This is a genomic window from Acinetobacter sp. ANC 3832 (assembly GCF_002135415.1).
Classification (GTDB): domain Bacteria; phylum Pseudomonadota; class Gammaproteobacteria; order Pseudomonadales; family Moraxellaceae; genus Acinetobacter.
Genome location: NZ_NEGJ01000013.1, coordinates 43382 through 63686 on the forward strand (window position 1 = coordinate 43382; position 20305 = coordinate 63686).

22 protein-coding genes are annotated in these 20305 nt (G+C 38.3%); 19 read left to right on the plus strand and 3 right to left on the minus strand.

Features of this window, described 5'->3' with window-relative positions; translation table 11 throughout:
• Nucleotides 1-6 precede the first annotated feature (6 nt).
• The 14 genes from B9T35_RS15055 (at nucleotide 7) to B9T35_RS15115 (ending at nucleotide 11961) form a co-directional block, all read left to right on the plus strand.
• Nucleotides 7-753, plus strand: coding sequence for a YciK family oxidoreductase (locus B9T35_RS15055; protein ID WP_086191916.1), 747 nt, complete (start codon nucleotides 7-9; stop codon nucleotides 751-753).
• Between the two features lie 189 nt (nucleotides 754-942).
• Nucleotides 943-1362 carry a hypothetical protein gene (locus tag B9T35_RS15060; RefSeq protein WP_086191917.1) on the plus strand — a complete coding sequence of 140 codons (420 nt, stop codon included), beginning with the start codon at nucleotides 943-945 and terminating at the stop codon, nucleotides 1360-1362.
• 174 nt (nucleotides 1363-1536) lie between these two features.
• Nucleotides 1537-1692 (plus strand): hypothetical protein, encoded by a 156-nt coding sequence (locus B9T35_RS18450; protein WP_171264299.1) that lies wholly within the window; start codon nucleotides 1537-1539, stop codon nucleotides 1690-1692.
• Nucleotides 1693-1980: 288 nt separating this feature from the next.
• Nucleotides 1981-2364 carry an RcnB family protein gene (locus tag B9T35_RS15065; RefSeq protein ID WP_086191918.1) on the plus strand — a complete coding sequence of 128 codons (384 nt, stop codon included), beginning with the start codon at nucleotides 1981-1983 and terminating at the stop codon, nucleotides 2362-2364.
• Between the two features lie 222 nt (nucleotides 2365-2586).
• Complete coding sequence (locus tag B9T35_RS15070; protein WP_086191919.1) at nucleotides 2587-2889, plus strand: RcnB family protein; 303 nt, start codon at nucleotides 2587-2589, stop codon at nucleotides 2887-2889.
• A gap of 304 nt (nucleotides 2890-3193) precedes the next feature.
• Complete coding sequence (locus tag B9T35_RS15075; RefSeq protein ID WP_086191920.1) at nucleotides 3194-3574, plus strand: RcnB family protein; 381 nt, start codon at nucleotides 3194-3196, stop codon at nucleotides 3572-3574.
• Between the two features lie 255 nt (nucleotides 3575-3829).
• Nucleotides 3830-4195 (plus strand): RcnB family protein, encoded by a 366-nt coding sequence (locus B9T35_RS15080; RefSeq protein WP_086191921.1) that lies wholly within the window; start codon nucleotides 3830-3832, stop codon nucleotides 4193-4195.
• Nucleotides 4196-4413: 218 nt separating this feature from the next.
• Nucleotides 4414-5769 carry an amino-acid N-acetyltransferase gene (argA, locus tag B9T35_RS15085; protein WP_086191922.1) on the plus strand — a complete coding sequence of 452 codons (1356 nt, stop codon included), beginning with the start codon at nucleotides 4414-4416 and terminating at the stop codon, nucleotides 5767-5769.
• Between the two features lie 316 nt (nucleotides 5770-6085).
• Nucleotides 6086-7045: a sulfonate ABC transporter substrate-binding protein gene (locus B9T35_RS15090; protein ID WP_086191923.1), complete on the plus strand. Its 960-nt coding sequence runs from the start codon at nucleotides 6086-6088 to the stop codon at nucleotides 7043-7045.
• 92 nt (nucleotides 7046-7137) lie between these two features.
• Nucleotides 7138-8070 (plus strand): sulfonate ABC transporter substrate-binding protein, encoded by a 933-nt coding sequence (locus B9T35_RS15095; RefSeq protein ID WP_171264301.1) that lies wholly within the window; start codon nucleotides 7138-7140, stop codon nucleotides 8068-8070.
• Nucleotides 8071-8104: 34 nt separating this feature from the next.
• Nucleotides 8105-9292, plus strand: coding sequence for an FMNH2-dependent alkanesulfonate monooxygenase (gene ssuD, locus B9T35_RS15100; protein ID WP_086191925.1), 1188 nt, complete (start codon nucleotides 8105-8107; stop codon nucleotides 9290-9292).
• Nucleotides 9289-10098, plus strand: coding sequence for an aliphatic sulfonate ABC transporter permease SsuC (ssuC, locus tag B9T35_RS15105; protein ID WP_086191926.1), 810 nt, complete (start codon nucleotides 9289-9291; stop codon nucleotides 10096-10098). Before ssuD ends, ssuC begins: the two co-directional genes overlap by 4 nt.
• Before the next feature lie 9 nt (nucleotides 10099-10107).
• The gene (locus tag B9T35_RS15110) at nucleotides 10108-10905 is read left to right on the plus strand and encodes an ABC transporter ATP-binding protein (RefSeq protein WP_086191927.1); all 798 of its coding nucleotides are present in this window, start codon (nucleotides 10108-10110) and stop codon (nucleotides 10903-10905) included.
• Nucleotides 10906-11337: 432 nt separating this feature from the next.
• A complete protein-coding gene (locus B9T35_RS15115) occupies nucleotides 11338-11961 on the plus strand; it encodes a TetR/AcrR family transcriptional regulator (RefSeq protein ID WP_086191952.1) in 624 nt (207 codons plus the stop codon).
• A gap of 113 nt (nucleotides 11962-12074) precedes the next feature.
• Here the strand turns inward: B9T35_RS15115 and B9T35_RS15120 are convergent, their stop codons facing one another.
• A complete protein-coding gene (locus B9T35_RS15120; protein WP_086191953.1) occupies nucleotides 12075-12650 on the minus strand; it encodes a 5'-methylthioadenosine/S-adenosylhomocysteine nucleosidase in 576 nt (191 codons plus the stop codon).
• Between the two features lie 136 nt (nucleotides 12651-12786).
• Nucleotides 12787-13917, minus strand: a complete 1131-nt coding sequence (locus B9T35_RS15125; RefSeq protein WP_086191928.1) for a TDT family transporter — start codon at nucleotides 13915-13917, stop codon at nucleotides 12787-12789.
• Between the two features lie 203 nt (nucleotides 13918-14120).
• On the opposite strand from B9T35_RS15125, the gene ribF reads away from it, so the two are divergent.
• From ribF to B9T35_RS15150, 5 genes are all read left to right on the plus strand, one after another.
• Nucleotides 14121-15122: a riboflavin biosynthesis protein RibF gene (ribF, locus tag B9T35_RS15130; protein WP_086191929.1), complete on the plus strand. Its 1002-nt coding sequence runs from the start codon at nucleotides 14121-14123 to the stop codon at nucleotides 15120-15122.
• Between the two features lie 61 nt (nucleotides 15123-15183).
• A complete protein-coding gene (gene ileS, locus B9T35_RS15135) occupies nucleotides 15184-18030 on the plus strand; it encodes an isoleucine--tRNA ligase (protein WP_086191930.1) in 2847 nt (948 codons plus the stop codon).
• Nucleotides 18023-18562, plus strand: a complete 540-nt coding sequence (lspA, locus tag B9T35_RS15140) for a signal peptidase II (RefSeq protein WP_086191931.1) — start codon at nucleotides 18023-18025, stop codon at nucleotides 18560-18562. The genes ileS and lspA overlap by 8 nt, the downstream gene beginning before the upstream one ends.
• Nucleotides 18555-19037: an FKBP-type peptidyl-prolyl cis-trans isomerase gene (locus B9T35_RS15145; RefSeq protein WP_086191932.1), complete on the plus strand. Its 483-nt coding sequence runs from the start codon at nucleotides 18555-18557 to the stop codon at nucleotides 19035-19037. Before lspA ends, B9T35_RS15145 begins: the two co-directional genes overlap by 8 nt.
• Before the next feature lie 156 nt (nucleotides 19038-19193).
• Nucleotides 19194-19736, plus strand: a complete 543-nt coding sequence (locus B9T35_RS15150) for an NADPH-dependent FMN reductase (RefSeq protein ID WP_086191933.1) — start codon at nucleotides 19194-19196, stop codon at nucleotides 19734-19736.
• Between the two features lie 289 nt (nucleotides 19737-20025).
• On the opposite strand, the gene B9T35_RS15155 is transcribed toward B9T35_RS15150, so the two are convergent.
• Nucleotides 20026-20292 carry a PAAR domain-containing protein gene (locus B9T35_RS15155; protein ID WP_086191934.1) on the minus strand — a complete coding sequence of 89 codons (267 nt, stop codon included), beginning with the start codon at nucleotides 20290-20292 and terminating at the stop codon, nucleotides 20026-20028.
• Nucleotides 20293-20305: the final 13 nt, after the last annotated feature.

The window sequence follows — 20305 nt, forward strand, 5'->3', positions numbered from 1 at the left end:
TCTTCCATGAAATATTCAGAATATCAACCTCGTCCAGATTTACTTAAAGATAAAATTATCTTAATCACAGGTGCAGGTGATGGCATTGGTCGAGCAGCTGCTCTAAGTTATGCACTGCATGGTGCAACGGTCGTATTGCATGGTCGTACTTTAAATAAACTTGAAGTCATTTATGATGAAATTGAGGGACTTGGCGCACCTCAACCTGCCATTTTGCCTTTACAGCTTTCAACAGCAACTTCACACGATTATGAATTGTTAGTCGATACCCTAGAACAGCAATTTGGACGTTTAGATGGCATTCTGCATAATGCTGGCATTTTAGGTGAACGTGTAGAACTTGCTCACTATCCTGAAGATGTTTGGGATGATGTGATGGCCGTTAATTTACGTGCTCCTTTTGTTTTAACGCAGGAATTACTGCCTTTATTGCAAAAATCAGACAACGCCTCTGTGGTTTTTGCAAGTTCTGGCGTAGGACGTGAAGCGCGTGCTTTATGGGGTGCTTATTCTGTGTCTAAAATTGCCATTGAAGCAGTAAGCAGTATTTTTGCCAAAGAAAATACTTATCCTAATATTCGCTATAACTGTATTAATCCGGGTGCTACACGTACGGCAATGCGTGCTAAAGCCTACCCAGAAGAAGATCCAAAAGTTTTGCCAACACCTGAAGCCATCATGCCTGCTTACCTCTATTTAATGGGTGAAGACAGTATCCATATGAATGGTCAAAGTATTGATGCACAAGATTAAGTTTATGTAGTCAGAATTAGGGAGCCAATGTGCTCCCTTTTCTATGTCGATGCTTTTGTATTAACAACTTAAAATGATTTGAATATCAATGAAAATCTCTATTTTCAGCTTATTTCTGAATTTCTAATTGTTTTTAATTCACATTTACTCATACTTAGACTTTTCGTTATTTCGCAATTTGAGCTTTCTATGTCTGACTTTAATAATATCTCCGTGATCACAAATGATGATGCAAGCGTTTCTCTGCTGATTGACGGACAACCTATTTCAGAAAAATATGGGATGAAGTTTGAAGCAACAATTGTTGATGAGTTAAAAGCATTGGAAGACAGCAAAAGTCTTAAATTATTCGATCAATTTATCTTTTCTCATACAGATTTGAATTTTGGGCATTCATATAGTTATGTCACCTGTATTATCAGAACTGAAACTCACTATCAAGTTGCAAATAATTTTGTCTACACCATTACAGCAGAAGGTCAACAACCTTTTGAACATGTGGTGAGTAAACAAGGCGAACCTATGACGGCGGATGATGTTCGTGAATTTATCCAAACGCATATTCAAAAATCATTGAATGACTATACTGACCTTAAATATGCTTATTGATTGAATTTAAAAGCTTTATAAATATCCAAAAGGCATTTCACGTCTTTTGGATCATCTTGAATATCATAAATCGTATTTTTAAATCAAAATAACAATATTATTCGTTTTTACAAGTTAAAAGTGATCGACTAAGCTCCTCCTCACTAAGATCTAATTTGAGTTGAGGATGTAAACATGACCGATCAAAAATATAAATTAGAAATGATCCGTTCAATTGAAAATTTACAACTATCTGAAACATGGATCCATGTTTTAGATGATGCAGAGCACGCTTTAGACGTTATTAAAGCAATTGATATTTTGAAGGATTTTGCAGAACAGTGGAGTTAAAATCCGACTGAACAGCAATGTTTTTATGCGTATATGCAGATCTTCCGTACACAAACAGCTTAAAATTATATTTTTTTACAATTTTATTTGAACTGCATCACAAATCAATAAATTCTCTGAACGCCTTTTAAACAGATGCTTTCGACTTTTATCTTTTAACTTGATCTGAAATATGTTCTTATTATCTCTGCATTTTTAAATGAATTAGTGCCATTTCTTCACAGTTTCTCTGCAATTTCGCAGTACATTAGGCACGTGAAAAACAAAAGATATCAACGAGGACTCAACATGAAAAAGATTTTGACTGCTTTAGCATTATCTTTCAGTGCTTTGATGGTGAGCAGCATAGCGAATGCTGGTCCTCAAAATGACGATCGCGGTTATGATCGCCCTCATGATAAAAAAGGATATCGTAACTTCAAACAAGAGGATGACGATATTCAAGAACAACGTCGTGAACGTGAAGAACGTGGTGTGCGCCGCCTACAACAACATCGCTGGCAGCCTGGCTATGTCATGCCTCAGCATTATCGTGGTGATGGCTATAAGGTCGATTACCGAGAAAGTAACTTGCCGAAGCCTTCTCGAAATCAGCAATGGTATAAGATTAATAACGATTTTATTTTAGTGGATTCTGACAGCAATAATATTGTGAGAATACAAGGTATGTAAGACCGATTGAATACAAAAAGCTCAAACATTGTTTGGGCTTTTTTATGCCTAAAATCTTTGTCGTGCCTCTATCAATAGATCATCACTTACATCCTGCATTATTTATGGATAAACTCTCAAACAAGTACACATTTAAACTATTTATCTCCATTTTTAATCTTAGATTTTCAACTAATTTATAGCTATCGCAAGACAAATTGAATCACGCTAAGGTGAATTGAAATGAAAAAGATTTTAACAGTCATCACATTATCTATTAGTGCTTTGGTCACCACATCAGCAATGGCAGATTGGAATCAAAATCAAGCACACCGTGCGCAAGTACAACATCAAATTGCACAACAAGAATGGCGCGAAGGAGCGCGTTTCTCTGATCGTTACAAGGCATCGAACTATCATGTCAAAGATTATCGAAGCTATAAGAACCTACATAAACCAGCCCGATATGAACGTTGGTATAAAGTGGATGGCAGATATGTCTTAGTGAATGAGCGTAATCATCACATTGTTCATATTGTCCGATAAAATATTCAAAATAGATCAATACTTGATATGGTTTAAGAGACATATTGCATCAAGTTTTCGCTGAGTTTTTTATGCGTATGATTTAAGCCCTGCCTCCATATAATCTCACTATTTTTAAATGCCCAAACTGCGAAGTCTGGGCATTTTTTAATTCATATGTAAAGTTTTCGGTTAATTTCAATACGACTCTTCATGAAGTCTTCATACATTTCACAATTCAACTAAATCTCCCTCACTGTTTATCTCAAATGATTGGTTAACTTAGTCTCATCAAAGGATATAAGTTAAATTTAAGGTGAAGCAGATGAATAAAGTTTTAACGACAATCGCACTCTCTTTAAGCGCAATGATTGCAACAACAGCTATGGCTGGTTCGCAAGACCTACAAGATCGACGCTATTACCCACAGCAAAATCATTATGATAATCGCTATGATCATAATGACCGTTATAACCATGGCAATAAATATGACCGTTACGACCGCTACAACAAAGTGAATCCGAGCCGTGAATGGCTTTCAGGTCAATATTTACCCAATCAATTCCAGTCATCACGTTATGCTGTGAATTATCAAAATTTCAGACATTTACCTAAACCTGGTCGTAATCAACAATGGTTAAAAATTAATGGTGATTATGTATTAGTGAATGAACGTAATAACCGTATTATTCGTATTGTTGGCTAAGGCTGAGCAAATATTGAATTGGAATACAATTAAATATACTCCAAGTCTTATAAACATGAGGCTTGAGACAAGAAGCCTGACATTGAAACCCAGACATTGTTTGGGTTTTTTATTTTCAGGAAAGATAGCTTCTTAATCTATTCATGATTCAAAGATAAATGACACAATTCACATATTTTAAATTCATGATCTCTCTATCTTTTAGGCTTAAATTAAAAATATCAAAACACAACATTCAAATTTAAGGTGAATACAATGAAAAAAATACTATCTGCAATCGCAATTTCTATCAGTACAATCATCGCGGCTTCGAGTGCTTTTGCTGCACCTGAACATATGGATAATCATCAACAATCAGCTCAAAAAAATCAAAATCAAGCACATCAAAATCAGCAGCACATGCAAAGCCATAGCAATGCTCAAAAAACTCAAGCAAAACAAAACTGGAAAGTGGGTAATCAATATCCAAACCAATACCGTAGCTCAGGCTATAAAGTAGATTACCGCCAACACAAAAAATTGGCTAAACCTGCACATAATCAACAATGGTATAAAGTAAATAATCACTACATTTTAGAAAATACAGTCAACCACGCTATTTTGAAAATTATTGCAGGCTAAGCCCTTCTGGTTTGCTTTCTTCAATAAGACATCTTGCATCAATAGTCACAAGTTTTTATTTTTCTCCTCTAAGGCAAAATAAAGTGGCTGAATGCAAAAAGTCGATAAAAACACTCAAACTGAATAAGTTTGAGTGTTTTTTTATACCTAGTATTCCATAACGCTTTTTTTGTTTAGAATCGAAAGTATCAACATGTTTTTTGCTTGGGTAGAAAGGTATGCAAATGGATTCATTAGAAACAACTCAAAGCACAACACAGCAATATGTGCATTGGTTTCGCCATTCTGCACCTTATATCAATGCACACCGTGGTAAAACCTTTGTACTCATGTTTGGTGGTGAAGCCGTTCAACATGAGAATTTCCATCATATTATTCATGACATTGCCCTGCTTCATTCCTTGGGTATTCGTCTGATCTTGGTTCATGGTGCACGTCCACAAATCAATGCAAATTTAAAAGAAAAACATATTCAAAGCCCGATTCATATTAACCGTCGTATCACAACACGTGAGTCTTTGCCTTGTGTGATGAATGCTGTTGGCTCCATTCGTTTGCAAATTGAAGCTTTATTGTCTATGGGCCTTGCCAACTCACCCATGTTTGGCGCACGAATTGATGTAGTATCAGGTAATTTTGTCACGGCAAAACCTTATGGTATTCGGGATGGTGTCGATTTTCAGCTAACAGGTGAAGTACGTACAATTGATACTGAAGCCATTCAACGTCATTTAGACAATCATAATATTGTAGTACTTGGTCCGACGGGCTATTCCACTACTGGCGAAGTTTTTAATTTATTAGCAGAAGATGTTGCTACGAAAACTGCGATTCACATCAAAGCAGATAAACTGATTTTTCTCGGCAATCAACAAGGGCTTTTGGATGAGCATGGACATTTACTGCGTGAAATTACTCCACATCAATTAGATCGTCATATTGCTAAATACCAAGATTCAAATTTTGAAATCGCACTACATTTGCAGAATGCCAAAGAAGCATCCTTGAAAGGTGTGAATCGAGTACATCTACTGTCTTATGCTTATGATGGCGCATTAATCGAAGAGCTTTTCACTCGAGATGGTCATGGCACAATGATTACCGATGCGCATTATGAAGAAGTGCGTATGGCAAATATCGGGGATGTCGGTGGTTTGATTAATCTACTTCGCCCACTCGAAGATGAAGGTATTTTGGTTTACCGTTCTCGTGAGCGTTTAGAAAATGAAATTGGGAAATTTGCAGTGATTGAACGTGATGGTACAATTCTAGCCTGCGCTGCGTTATATCCACTTCCACATATCGACAACGAACTAAAATCGGCAGAAATTGCCTGTGTTGCAGTACATCCAAGCTACCGTAAGTCGAATCGTGGTAGCCAAATTCTGCACTTTTTAGAAGAAAAAGCCCAACAGATGGGGATTCAACAACTTTTCGTTCTGACAACACGAACGGCGCATTGGTTCTTAGAACATGGCTTCGCTACAGCAAGTGTAGATGATCTACCCGAAGCACGTCAGGCACTCTATAACTATCAACGTAATTCTTTAGTCTTTAAGAAACTAATCAGCTAAAACCACGTGATTGATTAGCATAATTTTTGCTATTCATATTCTTAAAATTGAACTTCGTACGGTCTATGGTCTTTATCATTGGCTGTGCTAAGCTTATTCTTATTTCAAATAAATAAAATTATCATTAAAATTCAAATCATTAATCAATAATAGAACAAAAAATCGTGGTTTTAGAATTGCAGATTTTAAGATAAGGTTTGCACTTTTATTTTTATCTTTTTTTCTCATTAGTAAAGCCTGAAAACTTATTTTTTTAGCAATAAAAAGCCGATTAGCGTATGTGTTTATTCTTAATCCTTCTTTAGAGGAAAATCACATGATCAGCAAAAATCCAAAACTTTTGACAAAACTCACTGTACTTAGTTTCGGTATTGCTAGTGTGATGATGCTTTCAGCGTGTTCAAAAAAACAAGAAACAACCACTTTAAATATTGGTTATCAGAAATATGGTTTATTACCAATTATTAAAGCACGTGGTGATTTAGACAAAGCGCTAAAAGCAAAAGGCGTCAACATTAAATGGGTAGAATTCCCTGCTGGACCGCAACTGCTTGAAGGTCTAAATGTGGGAAGCGTAGCCTTTGGTGAAGCAGGCGAAGCACCACCTATTTTTGCGCAAGCAGCCAATTCAAATTTAGTCTATGTCGCCAACCAACCTGCTGCACCTTTAGCAGAAGCATTAATTGTACCTAAAGATTCACCCATCAAAACAATTCAAGACTTAAAAGGCAAACGTATCGTTCTGAATAAAGGTTCAAACGTACATTACCTCCTTCTTAAAATTTTAGAAGCCAATCATTTAAAACTTGAAGATATTCAAGTGGTCTATCTTCCACCTGCAGATGCGCGTGCTGCCTTTGAAAAAGGTGCTGTAGATGCATGGGTGATTTGGGATCCATTCTTTGCTGCTGCTGAAAAACAACTTGGCGCAAAAGTAATTTCTACAGGTCAAAATCTGGTGAGTAATCATCAATTTTATCTGGCTGATCGTAAATTTGCAGAAACACATCCTGAAATTTTAAAAGACGTCGTGAATGAACTGAATACAACCACACAATGGGTGTCTCAGCATCAAAGCGATGCAGCCAAACTCTTAGAAAAACCAACAGGCTTGCCTTTAGATGTATTGAATACATCCATTTCTCGTATGGGCTTTGGAGTAAAACCTATCTCAAATGAAGTTGCAAAAGAACAGCAATTTGTTGCTGATGCCTTTTATCAACAAAAACTGATTCCAAACAAAATCAATATTCAAGCCGCCATTTTGGCGCATTAAACATTCATATATTTATAAATGAGGATCAACGTATGACCCAATATCTTGCACAGCAAAATACATCAACATGGTTAACACACTCAGGTCATGGTATGACTACCATGTTGATTGCCTGTGCAATGTTAGGCTCTACCGCCGCATGGTCAATTGATCCAAATGTAAAACAATTACGCATTGGCTTTCAAAAAAGTTCGATTAATTTTGCTGTTGCCAAACAGCAAAAGTTATATGAGAAAGAGTTTCCAAATGCAAAAATTACTTGGAATGAATTTCCCGCAGGACCGCAAATTTTAGAGGCACTTGCTGTCGGTTCTTTGGATATTGGCGTTACAGGTGACACACCGCCTGTTTATGCGCAAGCCGCTAATAAACCCCTGTATTACATTGCTTATGAAGCAGCGAAACCTTTGGCTTCTGCGATTTTAGTCTCTAAAAATTCGCAACTCACTCAACTGAATCAGCTCAAAGGCAAACGTATTGCCTTACAAAAAGGCTCAAGTGCGCATTATTTATTGGTGCAAGCCGTACGTAAAGCAGGTCTGCAATGGACAGATATACAACCGATTTGGCTTAGCCCTGCCGATGCACGTGCGGCATTTCAAAAAGGCGCTGTTGATGCTTGGGCAATTTGGGATCCTTATTTCGCCTCTGCACAAATTGAAGATCAAGCCAAAATTTTAGCTTCGGGTAAAGGACTGAGCCCTAACTACACGTTTTACTTAGCGTCACCTGATTTTGTGAAACAGCACCCTCAAGCAGTGAAAGGCATTATTCAACAAATTAATATCGCCGATCAATGGGTGCAAAAACATAAAACTGAAACGGCTCAATTAATTGCTGAAAGTACAGGCTTAAAACCCCAAGTCGCTCAAACCTTTATTGAGCGACGCCCTCAACCCTCTTATGCAGCACCTTTAACCGCCAAAGTGATTGCCGACCAGCAACAACTCGCCAATCGTTTTAGCGAACTTAAAATTATTCCGAGCACCATCAATATCAAGCAAGCCGTTTGGGCGAGCAAATAGTTCTAAAACATATTAATTTCGCAGGATGAAATGCATGAAAATTTTCTGGTTTATTCCCACTCACGGTGACAGTCGTTATTTAGGTACCAGTAAAGGCGCACGTCAGGTCGATCATGCTTACATGAAACAAATTGCTGTAGCCGTTGATAATTTAGGCTACGAAGGCGTGCTGATTCCAACAGGACGTTCTTGTGAAGATCCATGGATTACTGCTGCCAGCTTAATTGATGCGACAAAAAATTTAAAATTCCTTGTGGCACTTCGCCCTGGTGTCACTACACCTGCATTGGCTGCCCGTATGGCTGCAACTTTTGATCGTCTCTCGAATGGGCGTGTTTTACTGAATCTGGTGACAGGTGGCGATGAGCAAGAATTAAAAGGTGATGGTGTATATGAAGACCATGCCACTCGTTATAAAACGGCTGCAGAATATGTCAAAATTTGGCGTGAAATTTTAACGCGCTCGCATACAGGCGAATCTTTTACCTTCCACGGCGAACGCTTACAAGTCGATGATGCAAAACTCCTTTACCCACCAGTACAAGCACCTTATCCACCGCTTTGGTTTGGTGGCTCTTCAGATGATGCTGTGGACTTAGCAACCGACCAAGTGGATACTTATTTAACTTGGGGTGAACCGCCAGCGGCTGTAAAAGAAAAAATTGAGAATGTAAAAATTAAAGCAGAAGCCAAAGGTCGTACACTCAATTATGGTATTCGTTTACATGTCATCGTGCGTGAAACCAATGAACAGGCTTGGGCTGCTGCCGAAGAACTCATTCAATATGTAGATGATGCAACTATTGCCGCAGCACAGAAAAAATTCAAACAAATGGATTCAGTCGGTCAACGTCGCATGGCTGAACTGCATAATGGCGATCGCTCCAAACTTGAAGTATCTCCGAACTTATGGGCAGGTGTCGGCTTAGTTCGTGGTGGTGCAGGTACAGCCTTAGTCGGTGATCCTCAAACTGTTGCAGATCGTATTCAAGAATATGCTGACTTGGGTATTGATACCTTTATTTTCTCTGGTTACCCACATTTAGAAGAATCCATTCGTTTTGCTGAATTGGTCTTCCCTTTATTGCCTTTGGAAACACGTCAAAAATTAGCTCAACCGAATCTGACAGGACCTTTTGGTGAAATTGTGGCAAATAATTATGTGCCTGATGAAACCAATAAAGATGCTGAAAAGAAAAAACAATTTAAGGAGTCTGCATGAATGCCTTAAGTAAAAATAAACCCTCGTTCGTTTCACGTGGAACAGCACAACTTGGGCAGCGTTTGCTGCCTTGGATTGTGCCGATATTGTTGGTTTTAATTTGGCAAGTCGCATCAAAATCCGGGCTATTGGAAAGTCGAATTTTACCTGCACCATCAGCTGTTGTTTCAGCTTTTTGGACACTTTTGGTCAGTGGTGAATTGTGGCAACACGTGAAAGTCAGTGCTGGTCGCGCTCTATTGGGTTTATTGGTAGGTGGTGGATTAGGTCTAGCTCTTGGATTGTTAAATGGTTCATCCAAAATTGCCTCTAATCTGCTTGATACCACCTTACAAATGATTCGCAACATTCCTGCTTTAGCATTGATTCCATTGGTAATTTTATGGTTTGGCATTGATGAATCCGCTAAATTATTCTTAGTAGCAATTGGTGTGTTTTTTCCTATTTATATTAATACTTATCATGGGATTCGTTCTGTTGATCCACAATTGATTGAGATGGGGAAAAGCTACGGTCTTACTCGGTGGCAACTGTATAAAGAAATCATCTTACCAGGTGCAATGCCTTCTATTTTAGTGGGTCTACGTTTTGCCCTTGGACTGGTTTGGGTCTTGCTGATTGTTGCGGAAACCATCTCTGCACAGTCAGGTATTGGTTATATGACCATGAATGCTCGTGAGTTTTTACAAACAGATATCGTTCTTGTCGGTATTCTTCTATATGCACTGTTAGGCAAATTGGCAGATGTTTTGGCTCAGTTTTTAGAAAAATATTTATTGCGTTGGCACGCAGGCTATCAAAAATAGGAGATGGCAATGACTGATTTAAGTGTAAGCCAATATGGTGATCATCTGCTTGCGTCAACCGAAAAAAACCAAGTAGAAGAGCAAAGAATCGGGGCAGAAATTCACATTGAACAACTGCATAAATTTTATGGTGATGTCAAAGTCTTAGAAGATTTAGACCTCGATATTCAAGCAGGTGAATTTGTTGCGATTGTCGGTCGCAGTGGTTGTGGTAAAAGTACCCTACTCCGTTTAATTGCAGATTTAGAACAACCAAGCTACGGCGAAATTAAATTTAAATCTTTAAGAAATTTTCGTGAAGGCATTACAGCAGATGATATTCGCGTCATGTTTCAAGATCCTCGCCTACTGCCATGGAAAAGTATTCTTAAAAATGTACAGTTGGGTTTAGCTAAACCACAGCATCCTAAAGCTGAGCAACTTTTGGAAAAAGTCGGTTTAAAAGAAAAAGCTGAATTATGGCCATCTCAACTTTCAGGTGGGCAACGTCAACGAACAGCTTTGGCTCGCGCACTGTCGCATACGCCACGGGTTTTACTACTCGATGAACCACTGGGTGCTTTAGATGCATTAACACGTTTAGAAATGCAAAGCCTAATCGAGAAATTATGGTTGGAACAAGGCTTTACCACGATTTTAGTCACCCATGATGTCAGTGAAGCAGTGCAACTGGCTGATCGAATTATTTTGCTTGATAAAGGACATATTGCTCAACAATTTAATGTGGATTTAGCCCGTCCACGGCAAAAAGGAGTTCAGTTTGCACAACTTGAACAGCAAGTTTTACAAGCTGTACTTGCCACATAAAATGAATCATATTATTTTAGGGGACGCAAAATTAGAATACGCTTCTAAGCATCCCCTCATTTAAAATTTTAATAAATGTCTAATATGATGATAGACATCTGCATAAGTATGAAAAACTACTTTATTTTACGATGAGAACAAAATGAAAGATTTTATAGAAAATATCTAATATGGTTTTTTATTGCTTAAAATAAATGAAAAATAGAAAAATAATGACAGTTTCATTAAATATGATTCAACTTAAGAAAAAATATTAAAACTCTAAATATTGAATTTTGCTCTAGTTTAGTGCAATTTCTGTAAATAAATCTCATAATATGATTAAACATTTAGCCTTCACAATAAATCGTCAGAATAATTTCAAAATAATGAGTTCGCTTGTGCACAAATCAAACATTTTACCGTACAATTTATGAATCCTTTTTAATACATATTGATGAGATGGAACAAAAAAAGAGTGCCCAAAAAAGACAGCAACTTCTAGCTGCCGCATTAGACGTATTTTCACTATACGGTTTTAATGGTGCGAGCTTAGATGAAATTGCTCAACTTGCGGATATGCATAAATCTAATATTTTCTATTATTATGAAAATAAAGAAGCCTTGTATGTCGAAGTTCTCACAACCGTCATGCAAAAATGGTTAGCGCCTTTGCAAATGCTAGAGGCAGATTTAGAACCAACCGAAGCATTAAGTCATTATTTAATGACCAAAATTGAAATTTCTCGTACCCAGCCAAAAGCGTCTAAACTTTTTGCGCTCGAGATTATTCAAGGTGCACCTCATATTTTACCGATCCTTAAAGGACCTTTGAAAAAGCTCTTCAAACGCAAAGCAAAAGTCATTTCAAATTGGCAAGAGCAAGGTAAAATTTCTGACAAAATTGATGCTGAATTATTGATTATTAATATTTGGGGACTAACTCAGAATTATGCAGATTTCAGTACGCAGATGGAAATGGTGACAGGTAAAACTTTGCGCAATAAAAGTATGGCTCAACGTGCAGTAGAACATACGATACATACCATTTTATATGGCGTATTACCTCGGACTTAATCTATTAACTCATAGTAATAAATGATCGTCCGCGATACTTTATTTTGGCATACGACCATAGACAACTATGGTCGCCGAAGCTTTAAACACCACACCAATAATGAATTTAATACTCAGATACTTGCATATAAACTTTGATACAGTACTAATAACTTCTGAGCACCTAATAATAAATTTTCTTCCCAATCTAAATGTGCCGTGTCATTTGCACCATCGGTAATATATTTCACCGAAATGAAACGAACACCGAGTTTTTTGCAGACTTTAGCAATCGCATAACCTTCCATATCTACAAGATTACAATCGACCTTCGGTTTTCCTGTTTCAAAACTATCTCCTGTTCCACAAATCCCACGAGGTAGATGAGCAAAATAAGGCTCCAAATCAATGGCACTTGGATATTCTTCATCCATCGGTGTTACACCCACCGCAAAACCCAAGGGTGAAACATCCATATCACGTTGTACAAATTGCGTGACTTCAACCAAGTCATGCGCATTAAAGAATGAACTGCCCGCCGTACCCAAATTTAATAAGGTTTTACAGCCTGTTTTATGAATCACATCAAATGCTTTAAATGCGGCATTCACTTTACCAATTCCACTGTAGTGAACTGCAATATCCTTTTGCTCAAATAAACCTTTTGATTCATTTGGTAGCGCCATCATTAAAGCTAAATCATGTTTCATATTTGGAATATCTCGAAAACCTAACAATATTAGAATCTAAAAAATAAAACTGCGCAAATTGAGAAGATAAAAAATCCTTCATTGTAGGAGGATATAAAACGAAGAGGCATCATTGAATAATATTTATGCAAGAAGCTTATTGTTTCTCTAAGAATGTTTTTAAACACGGAGAAAAAAATAAATTCCCTTGATACATTCCTTTTAAAGTTTTCACCATCACCATGACCCAAAGCATCATTAAAATCGTTGCGAAAGCTAAGCCAACATCTTGTAAAAATTGAGTGTTCATCTGCTGTGCAAGATTTAAAATTGCCAGGGTAAATACACCCAATGGGAAAGTCAGTCCCCACCATCCTAAATTAAAGGGTAAGCTTTTTTTGGCATGGCTGAGTGTAATTAAAACAGCAATGGCAAACCACCAAATTCCAAAGCCAAGCAAAATAAAACTACAAACAATACCTGCATGTTGAAAAAATACGCCTAAACTTTCTAAATTAAAGATTTGTAAAATATGTGGTGCTTGTGCACCTAAGACTAATAAAGCCAATGCACCTGTACCAATTGGGCCCAATGCCAACCAACCTGTAATGGCTAATTCTTTACTGGGTAATTGATGTAAAGCCAAACGCAGCATTAAGATGGTTAAAATGGCAAAGGCTGGAAGAACTGACATTCCCCACAACATATAACTACCCAATAAAATACCCAAGGCTTCTTGGTTTACAGGAAGGTGCGCCAATAATAATCCACCTGAAGTTGCAGCAACCTCACAAGCGACAATCGGTAAAAGCCACACTGCTGTCATGGTTTGTAATTGATGCTCCTGACGGCTGAACATGCAAAATGGCACCAATAAGCCCACGCCTACGGCTAAAGCAACATCTATATACCAAAGCACTTGTGCAATATGTATCGCGATATCACCATATAAAGGGATGCCAAATTTCAAAAAGCCATTAATGATGGTTGCTAAGCCCATTGGGATTGCACCCAAAAACAACCCCATACTCGCGTGGGAAAAAATCTGCTTGGCTTCTTGAGGATAGATCAACCAACGCAGTAGATACAACACAGCAAATGCCGTAAATAAAAGCGTATTGAATTGCCATAACCATGTTGCAATCTGCATGAGAAATACATGAGCGAATGGAAACTCAGGTAAAATAAGTGCAACAACACCCGTACCCATGGTCACAGTAAACCAGTTTGGGGTAAACTGACGAATGACATCTCGGGTCTGGGCTAATTCATAGAATGGCTTTTTCATTGCTTTAATCCTCATTTCAGCAGATAAAATGATTATAGAAGTCATTACTAATAAATAAAATTGATTAATAATTATTAAATGAATCAGTTTTTTTGATATTAAAATTTATCCTCATAATTTTTTTGGGCAAAAACACAACAACAAGACGAAATTGTGAGATTATGGCAATATATCCTTTCAAATTTTAAGCTTATTTTGAAATCATGAAGCTGTTACGTCTAAATGCTTTAGCGCCTAATGTACAATTGCCAAAAACTGCGGTGACGATTGGCAATTTTGATGGTGTCCATTTGGGACATCAAGCCATGATTTCGCAATTAAAAGGCATTGCCCAAACTCAAGGTTTAAAAACGGTGGTCATCATATTTGAACCACAACCTTTGGAGTTTTTTAAAGGATACGATGCACCTCCGCGGATTAGCTCGCTTCGAGAAAAAGTAGAATATCTGTCTGAATTGGGCGTGGATTATATTGCGATTGCAAAATTTGATAATGAATTCCGCAGTTTAAGTGCTGAAGCTTTCGCAGAGATACTCAAGAATAAACTCAATACGCAAAGTTTAGTTTTAGGCGATGACTTTCATTTTGGTAAAGACCGCCAAGGCAACAGTGAGTTTTTAAAACAATACGGCTTTGAAGTCACCAATTTAAATACTGTGGAATTTGATGGCGAACGTGTCAGCTCGACCCGTATTCGTCAAGTTTTACAAGCGGGTGACTTAGCACTTGCAGCCAAACTACTGGGGCGTCCCTATAGCATGATTGGTCGCGTACAATACGGCGATCAGATTGGACGCACCCTGAATTTCCCAACAATTAATGTTCGTTTAGGGCGTCATAAACCGTGTTTAAACGGTATTTATGCCACTGAAGTGATTTGTGAAAGTACCTCTCTCACAGCAAAAGTAAAAAGTAATGATCCCACTCAATCAGGTGTGGCAGGTTATCAAGCTGATGCACTATTTGGTGCAGGTCATGTCGGAACACGTCCAGCAATCAAACAGGAACATCCAGAGTGGAGATTAGAAGTTCATTTTCCTGCTGTTTCTGCTAATCTGTATGGTCTATTAATGCGGGTGACGTTCTTGCACTATTTACATGGTGAAAAGAACTATCCTTCGCTAGAAGCACTTCAAGCTGGAATTGATGATGATGTTGTGAAACTCCTTGAGTTTCGCAAAAACACCCCCAAATTTCCTTTTTAATTCTTATTTTTATTGTAAAACGCGTCAGCAATCGTGCTGATAATATTGGATGACAACTTGCATGAGCGATAAGCAAACTTCTGAAAATGCAGTGGACTATAAAGCCACGCTAAACCTCCCAGGTACCGAATTTGCCATGAAAGCAAATCTCGCAGTACGTGAAGCTAAATGGTTAGAAGAATGGTATGCCGACAACATTTATCAGCAGATTCGTGCATCGCGTATTGGCAAGAAAAAATATGTGCTTCATGACGGCCCTCCCTATGCAAATGGTCAAATCCATTTGGGTCATGCGGTCAATAAAGTCCTGAAAGATATTATTATCAAAAGCCGTATTATGGATGGTTTCGATGCCCCTTATGTGCCGGGTTGGGACTGTCATGGCTTACCCATTGAACTTAAAGTTGAAGAAAAAATTGGTAAAGTTGGCGTAAAAGTTGATGCTTCTACGTTTCGTAAAGCATGTCGTGAATATGCTTACACCCAAGTCGAATTACAGAAAAAAGACTTTGTACGCATGGGCGTGTTTGGCGATTGGGACAATCCTTATTTGACTATGAACTTTGCTCAGGAAGCGAATATCGTTCGTGCATTGGGTAAAATTGCCAAAGCGGGACACATTGAACCGGGTCTTAAACCCGTCAACTGGTGTTTAGACTGTGGCTCTGCGCTTGCAGAAGCTGAAGTTGAATATGAAGATAAAAAATCCGATGCAATTGATGTCGGTTTTACGGTTGTTGATTTAGCTGATTTATCTGCACGTTTAGGCATTACAGTAAACGATTCAACTGACATCGTGATTTGGACAACCACACCTTGGACATTGCCTGCAAACCAAGCTGTTGCTCTTCATGCCGATATTGAATATCAACTGGTTAAAGCAACAGGTGAAAATAAAGTTGCTCAAAACCTCATTTTAGCCAAAGAGTTAGTTCAGTCTGCCTCTGAACGTTATGGCTTTGAAGCATTTGAAGTGCTTGCAGACTTTGTCGGCTCAAAACTTGAAAACTTACAATTACAGCACCCGTTGATTGGTGATCGCCAAGTTCCTGTAATTTTAGGTGAACATGTGATTGCAACCAGTGGTACAGGTGCAGTACATACCGCGCCTGGTCATGGTGTGGACGATTATAAAGTTGGCTTATTGTATAACTTAAAAGTGGATAATCCTGTTGGTGGTAACGGTGTGTATTTAGCGACTGCGCCAATTTTTGCAGGCGAGCACATCTACAAAGCCAATCCTAAAATTATTGCTGCATTAACCGAAAGCAATAAACTTTGGGCGCATGTCGTTATCAAACACAGCTATCCACATTGCTGGCGTCATAAAACACCGATTATCTTCCGTGCGACCCCACAGTGGTTCATCAGCATGGATGCAAAAGGCTTGCGTCAAAATGCATTGAATGCGATTGAAAACGACATCGACTTTGTACCTGATTGGGGTAAAAACCGTATCCAATCGATGATCGAAGGTCGTCCAGATTGGTGTATCTCACGTCAACGTACTTGGGGTGTGCCAATCCCATTCTTCGTACATAAAGATACCAATGAGTTGCACCCTCGTACGCCTGAGTTGATCGAAGAAGTCGCTAAGCTGATTGAAAAAGAAGGTATCGATGGTTGGTATAACCGTGATGCTTCTGAATTCATTGGTGCAGATGCAGAACAGTACAATGCTATTCGAGATACCTTAGACGTTTGGTTCGATTCTGGTACAACGCATTTTGCTGTACTACGTGAACGTGAAGAACTCACTGATCCTGCTGATTTGTACCTTGAAGGTTCAGATCAACACCGTGGTTGGTTCCAGTCTTCATTGCTGACCTCTATCGCCATTAATGAACGCGCACCCTATAAAGGCCTACTCACTCACGGTTTCGTAGTAGATGAGAAAGGTCGTAAGATGTCTAAGTCATTGGGTAATATCATTGCCCCTCAAGACATCATTAAAGATATGGGTGCAGATGGTTTACGTTTCTGGATTGCATCTGCCGACTACCGTTATGAAATGACTGCGGGTAAAGAAATCTTTAGCCGTGCATCAGATGGTTATCGTCGTATTCGTAATACGCTTCGTTTCTTATTGGCAAACTTAAATGGTTTCACACCATCAACAGATGCATTGCCTGTAGACCAATTGATCGCACTCGATCAATACATTTTACAGCGCGCGGCTGATGTACAGAAAACCATTCAGCAAGCTTATGAAGATATGAATTTCCATATCGTCACCAATGCCTTGACCAATTTCTGTATCAATGACTTGGGTGGTTTCTACTTAGACATCATTAAAGATCGTCAGTACACTACGAAAGCGGATTCTCAAGCACGTCATTCTGCGCAAACAGCGTTGTATCATTTGGTACAAGCTTTTGTTCGTTGGATGGCGCCTATATTGACCTTTACGGCGCAAGAAGCTTGGCCTTTAATTCCAGAACAATCTGAAAAATATGTGTTCACATCTGAATGGTATGACATTCCTGTTGCATCAACAGCGAATTTGATTTCAGAAGCAGATTGGCAAATCATGATTGCGGTTAAATCTGCAGTGAATAAGCAAATTGAAGCTGCACGTAATGCAAAATTGATTGGCTCAAATTTGTCTGCCAAAGTTGAACTTTGGGCCAATACAGAACTTAAAGCCGTACTTGATCAATTGGGTGATGAACTTCGTTTTGTATTGATCACGTCCACTGTGATTGTGAATACATTGGATGAAATACAAGGTGAAGCGACAGATCTTGATGGCTTACGTGTCAAAGTTTCAGCAGCTGATGGTGAAAAGTGCGCGCGTTGTTGGCATGTCCTTCCTGATGTAAATACACATCACGAACATCCAGGTCTTTGTTCTCGTTGTATTATTAACCTTCCTACAGGTCAAGGTGAAGAGAGAAAGTATGCCTAATCCGCAAAATAAAAAGGGCTTATTTCAGTTTTATCCACACAATTTACTTTGGCTTGGACTTTCAGTCCTTGCCATTGTGTTGGATCAATGGACAAAATCGATTGCAAGTGCGCATTTGACGTATGCAAACCCTGTCCCTGTGTTGCCCTTTTTGAATTGGACATTACTACATAACTATGGCGCAGCCTTTAGTTTCTTGTCTGATGCGGGTGGTTGGCAACATTATTTATTCACTGGGCTTGCAGGAATTGTATCAATCATCTTTGTGTTTTGGCTGATGCGTATGCCAAAAACAACGGTGGTTTTGCCGATGGCAATTGCCCTAATTTTAGGGGGTGCGATTGGGAATTTAATTGACCGTGTTACGCTAGGTTATGTGGTCGATTTTATTCACGTATTCTATCAAGATCATAACTTTCCAGCATTTAATATTGCAGATAGTGCGATTACATTGGGTACAATTTTATTGTTAATTGATACATTCTTCTTAGAAAAGCAACGTATTCAACGTGCGGAAGCGAAAAATGACTGAAATGATTAATCCGAACGAAGAAACACGTATTTCTGAAGGTTCAAAAGTAGATTTACACTTTTCTGTAGCGATTGAAAGCGGTGTAGAAATTGATAATACCCGTAGCCGTGAAGAACCTGTAAGCCTTGTTATGGGTGATGGTAGTCTATTGCCTGGTTTTGAAAAAGCATTGTTTGGTTTACGTGCAGGCGACCGCCGTACCGTAAGTTTACCTCCTGAAGATGCTTTTGGCCCGTGGAACCCTGAAAATATCCAGAAATTTGATACTGTGAAGTTTGAACAGCGTCCAATTGAAGGTCATATGATTGAGTTTGAAGATAAAGCTAAGCAAAGCTTATTTGGTGTGGTTAAAACTGTTGGTGATGACATCACCGAAGTCGATTTTAACCATCCTTTGGCAGGTAAAAACATTACATTTGAAGTCGAAATTTTCAAAGTGACTCCTGCTGGTCAGCAAGGCGTGAAATTGGTGTAAAGGTCATGTTGAAAAATACATGATTGATCAAGCTCCTTCGGGAGCTTTTTTATTTCTGAGATAAACACCTAAAATCTAATAAAATACTTACAAATAAATACTATGCAATTGTTCTAATTTACGATTAATTAAAGAAAAATCTAAACAGGTATAAAAATGAATATTCAAATTATTGTGGGCAGTATTCGTGAAGGTCGCGTTGCCATTAAAGTTGCTCATTGGTTATTAAAAGAAATCGAAAACTTAGGTTTTAGTACACTGAATGTTGAAATTGTGGATTTAAAAGAATGGGATTTACCTTTCTTTGCTGGCGCAAAATCACCTGCAACTGGTATCTATGATCAACCGAAGCAACAAGATTGGGCAGATAAAATTGCTTCTGGAGATGCCTTTATTTTTGTGACCCCTGAATATAACCATGGTTATAGTCCCGTTTTAAAAAATGCATTGGATTATGTCTATAAAGAATGGCAAGCCAAACCTTCAGCCTTTGTCAGCTATGGTGGAACCAATGGTTCACGTTCAATCGATCAAATTAAACAAGTCTGTGCTTTTTTAGGCATGATTGATTCAAATGCAGTCATTGAGCTTCGAGATATTTTTAGTCGAAGCAAAGGTGAAACCTTTGAAAGTAATGAGTTTGATCAAAAAGCGGTAAAATCTGTCGTGAATAAACTGATTCAATATGCAAATGTTTAATTTTAACCATGTACGCTTCAGCTTACAAAAGCTGATGCATTAAGCGTATAGACCTCATTCGAGTATTTTATTATTCTTTAAACATGAGGAAACAGGACGTTTCTGGAACTAAAACAACAATGATAAGTTTTTGCAACAGGATGTGAGGTACGACAGGAGTTATACCTAGGTAATGAATATAAAAAAAGCCCCTTCATCCTGAAGGGGCTTTTTTTATATTCATTTTTAAATAAAAGGTATTAAACAAGAAAAATAAAGCATTTCAGCTCTTCAAACTGATTTCCTATGATTAGTTCTGCCCTACCGTCAAAGACTGATTGCCTATGCATTTACAACCACAAGATAAAGGCGAATTATGCTGTGCCGCAGGTTTACCCATCACCAACATATGAGTATCACCAGACACAATTGTAGAAACACATTGATGCTTTGGACAAGTTGCTTTATCTCCAACGCAAGCAATTGCTTTACCCTCAATCACAAAAGATTGATTGGCTGAAATCACTTGCCCACCACCTGTGGTTGGAGAGCCGATTGTAATATAGGGAAATGCCATCATTTTATCCTTA